Annotated in this window: 5 protein-coding genes; all 5 read right to left on the bottom strand. The window is 27.1% G+C overall.

Translation table 11 applies throughout. The annotated features are described in order from the left end of the window. Window positions 1-186: hypothetical protein (locus tag C8P67_RS22300; RefSeq protein ID WP_211319951.1), on the bottom strand; the 186-nt coding region annotated here is incomplete at its 3' end. A 168-nt stretch (window positions 187-354) separates the two neighbouring features. Continuing rightward, window positions 355-1,788, bottom strand: coding sequence for a GapS1 family protein (gene gapS1 / locus C8P67_RS21770; RefSeq protein WP_147298285.1), 1,434 nt, complete (start codon window positions 1,786-1,788; stop codon window positions 355-357). Between the two features lie 179 nt (window positions 1,789-1,967). Then, window positions 1,968-2,516 (bottom strand): hypothetical protein, encoded by a 549-nt coding sequence (locus C8P67_RS21765; RefSeq protein WP_115815302.1) that lies wholly within the window; start codon window positions 2,514-2,516, stop codon window positions 1,968-1,970. Window positions 2,517-2,680: 164 nt separating this feature from the next. Continuing rightward, window positions 2,681-3,205, bottom strand: coding sequence for a hypothetical protein (locus tag C8P67_RS21760; RefSeq protein ID WP_115815301.1), 525 nt, complete (start codon window positions 3,203-3,205; stop codon window positions 2,681-2,683). Between the two features lie 186 nt (window positions 3,206-3,391). Then, window positions 3,392-3,946: a hypothetical protein gene (locus C8P67_RS21755; protein ID WP_115815300.1), complete on the bottom strand. Its 555-nt coding sequence runs from the start codon at window positions 3,944-3,946 to the stop codon at window positions 3,392-3,394. Between the last annotated feature and the right edge of the window lie 142 nt (window positions 3,947-4,088).

Raw genomic sequence — 4,088 nt, 5'->3', positions numbered from 1 at the left:
TACAGGTTTTAAATCTTCAAATTTCCAAATTGATTTAAGACTTTTTATTTCATAGAATCCATTTATTTTTGAAATTGTCTGTTTGTTTAATATAACCTGATTTTTAGACGAGACTTTTTTTGAAAATGTAGCGCAACTAACAAGTGAACTTAAAATTAAGAATATTAAACATATATTTATTTTCATTTCTTGCGTTTTTTTTGGAATAGATAGCCCATAACGTTCTGGCACTACAGCGGGTTTGGGACTAAATTAAGCCCTATTTTCGGATTTGCCAAATCATCCCAAATACAAAACCATCATTCCATTAAGCCAATTGCCCAAATCCGTTGTAGTGGCTGTTATGCGTAGTGCTTACTTTGCGGTGATTTCTAATTTTTTTAATTCTTTTTCAAGAAATTTAAATGTTACAGGTTTAGATTTGTATTCATCCAAATGCATTGAAAATGTTTGTTTTTTAGTTTCGGGCTTAGAATTATTAAATCTAGCTTTTTCTAATATTTCTATTAGTGTTATTTTTTTATCCTTAATTATTTGTAGTAATGTATTCCACGAAAATATATCAAGTATAAAAACGTTCTCAGGAGGTAAAAAATGACTGTCAATAGAGTTCTCAAATTTATCTTTTCCAATTTCGAATAAGTCATTAAATTGACTCCAATACAATTCTTTATAGGTAATTATTAATCCCCAATTTTCTTTAGTAGAATTAATTTTTTTTGAAACATTTAAAAGCTGTTTAAAATATGCTTTTAATATGGATTCTTTCAAAGAATTAAATATTATCTCATCTGTGGGATTTACTAGAGGAGTAGGTTGTATTTCAATAGCTTTACATTCAATAAAAACATTAAAATCTTCTAAATAAAAATCAATTAGATTAGAATTAATTCCTAACTTTTTTTTCAATTGGTTTTCATTGATGAAAGAAAACTTACTTTCCATTATTCCCAATTGAATATATTTTTCAAATCTATTTCCAAACTCCGTTGTGAAATTTTCATCATTAGATTTTAGATAATCATAAATAAAATAGTTTATACTATGATTTAAAACCCTTTCGTGTACCAAACGTACTTTATCATTGTATAGTTGAAAAGGATAAATTGTAAAAAAAGTTGTTTCTAAATGCTGTAGATTTTCTACCTTAACATTTCGTTTGTATTCATTTATTTTCTTATGAGATTGCATAGGGTCAAGAACAACCAATTCAAGAAAATTTGATATTTTTTCATTGCTTGTTAATTCTGCGCAAACGTTTAAAAAATCTATTTCTAAATAATCTTCAAAATTTAAGTTTGAGTCATCGTGTTTTCTTGAATTTACGTACAACCAAATTATTTGCATTATGTACAGAAAATCGAAAATAGAAAGACCGGTTTTTTCTTTAAAAGATTTCCCTATATCATATTTTCCACTTAAAGTTTCATAAAGATTTAATTGTATTGAAAACACCTCTTTTCGGACTATTTTTTGTAAATAGAATTGTTGCGAATAAAATATATGCATAGCAATATCTAATCTGCCAATTTTTATATAATTGCTTATATGTTCAGAATTAAAGTCTGTGATATTTTGTAGAATAACATTGAATTTCTGAGTAGTTAAAGCTTTTAAAGGATATTTTTCACCACCATATAAATATGTCCATTTCATTAAAAGAAATATAAACCAAATCGGCCCAAATTCATCTCGATAGTGATCTAGTAATCTGTAGCAATTATCTATTAAATCTTCTTTTCGGTGTTCTTTAATTCTATTTCTTATATACGAAAATGTAATTTCCATGCTGGTTTTTTCGTTTTTTGTGTCGCATTACGCATAACGTCCCGCTAGTAGGCGATGGTCGGGGCTAAGTTATCCTAATATTTCTGATAAACACAATTTTTCCAAGTACAAAACCATTTTCATTTAAGCCTAATTCCCGACTATTGCTTACTAGCTGTTGTAGGTAGTTTTTTTAGGCCTTACCATTTTGGAGTAACGCAAGAAACTAGTTTATTATCTTTAGTGGCACCAATATATCCATGCCCCTTTAAATAATAAAAATTAAACGTTCCATATGGCATTTTTGCTTCAATCTCAAGTAAATTTTCATATTCGCAAAAAGGAGTTTTTAATTTTCCATTGTATGAGATTAATCTATATTCACTTTTTTCACTTGCTGATTTCCATGAATGTCCTATTTCAAATTTTGGATCATATCTAATTGTTTCATTTTCGCAGCATGAATCGTATTGATAAATAATTTCATTTTCTTCTCTTAAATATAATAGATCTGAATTGGAATTATTCCATTCTTGCTTAAATTCCACATATGTTTTGCCATTAAATACTTTAGTTTCATTCTTTGTTTCAAAGTAAAAAGTATCATACCAAAGTATTTTCTTCTTATTTATTGCTAGAGAAAAATAACTAAAACCCTTTGATTCTTCACAAAATTTTTGACCTTCAAAAAGTTGCGAATAAGAAGAAGAACTAAAAAAGATTAAAATGAGTAGCAATATTTTTTTCATTATGAAGTTTTTTTTTAAAATTACCTACAACGTTCTGGTACTACAGCGGGTTTGGGACTAAACTAAACCCATTCTTCGGATTTGACAAATCATTCAAATACAAAACCATCTTTCTATTAAGCCTATTGTTCAAATCCGTTGTAGTAGCTGTTGTGCGTTCGGTTTTATTTTTTCGTTTCTTGTTTCAAAACTTCATTTACTATTTTTTCATACTCTTCTTTTGATTTCAAATCATATTTATTTCCACCAATTACATTAACTTCAAATCTCTCCCAATTTTCAATATAGACTTGAATGTTAATAGAAAAATCGGAATCCATTTGATTCACATTTTTTTTATTTACTTTATCAAATCCTGTGAAATAAACAGTATGTTCTCCTTTAACAACCTCTGTTATAAATATTGGAATATTATTTTCCAAATAAATTTGACATTTTCTGTTATATTCTATAAAGTTTTCTTTCCCATCGATTTCAATGTTTATTTTTTTAACTTCATTTTTATCATTCATTATATAAACTATAGTTGCATCAACATCCTTACTACAATCCCAACACATAGTTCCACTAAGTGATTTTTTATTAATTCGTTTTTCAATTTTTAAAACTTTTTTATCAATTGATTTGAATTTAGGCGAGCAACTATAATTGATTAAAATTAGTAGAAGTAAATATTTTATTTTTCTCATATTTCAATTTAGTTTTTTTCGACTTTCTGTTGCTCGAAACTGACGCACAACGTTCTGGTACTATAGCGGGTTTGGGACTAAATTAAGCCCATTCTTCGGATTTGCCAAATCATTCCAAATACAAAACCATTAAGCCAATTACCCAAATCCGTTGTAGTAGCTGTTATGAGCTGGTTATTTATTGCTTTAGTTCTTTTCAACTGCGTTTTCAATTGAATCTAGTTTTTTATCACTCATATTATGAATTTTATAATACCGATTCATCGCGTTATGATATAAATTACCTAATTGAGTTACTTCTGTACAGTATTCAGAAATTGATTTTTTTAATTTCAAGTTAATGCTAGGATTATTATCTGATACATCTTTAATTAATAAAGGTATTTCATTTTCTAATTCTTTAACTTTAGAAAGATAGTTGCTACTTACAATAAATATCTCTTCATCCTTATTGTCAATTTCTTTATTTTTTATACTTTTTAAACTTAAAGTAATTTGTTTGTTTATTTCTTTAGATAAACGTTCGATTTTTTCAACATTTTTAGTGTCAATATTTTTTTCCGTCCTTACTTCGTTAAGTAATTGAGATAAGCATTTATTTCTTTCATCATATACTTTAAATACATCAGAAACTGCTTTTAAAGCTATGTAGCAATTTTCATCTACGTTACTTTCACTCTTGCTTGAGTTGCAAGAAATAAATTGCATAATTATAAAAAGTAAAATAGTATATTTTTTCATTTAAAAGTAAATCTCTTTTGTATTCTTTTCGTTTGGTAACTAGCTCATAACGTTCTGTCGCTTGGCTTAGTGGCGGATGATTCAAGACCCAAGCCCAACAAAAATACACTAATTATTAAATTAAAAACCAATATGGACAAAA

The sequence above is a fragment of the Flavobacterium aquicola genome, assembly GCF_003385115.1.
Lineage (GTDB): Bacteria > Bacteroidota > Bacteroidia > Flavobacteriales > Flavobacteriaceae > Flavobacterium > Flavobacterium aquicola.
Note: the sequence above shows the minus strand (reverse complement) of the source record. Positions and strands in the feature narration are given on the sequence as shown.

Excerpts from the sequence above, each read along its gene's own strand:
- gapS1 (WP_147298285.1), bottom strand. The coding sequence starts at position 1,788 with ATGGAAATTACATTTTCGTATATAAGAAATAGAATTAAAGAACACCGA.
- C8P67_RS21765 (WP_115815302.1), bottom strand. The coding sequence starts at position 2,516 with ATGAAAAAAATATTGCTACTCATTTTAATCTTTTTTAGTTCTTCTTCT.
- C8P67_RS21760 (WP_115815301.1), bottom strand. The coding sequence starts at position 3,205 with ATGAGAAAAATAAAATATTTACTTCTACTAATTTTAATCAATTATAGT.
- C8P67_RS21755 (WP_115815300.1), bottom strand. The coding sequence starts at position 3,946 with ATGAAAAAATATACTATTTTACTTTTTATAATTATGCAATTTATTTCT.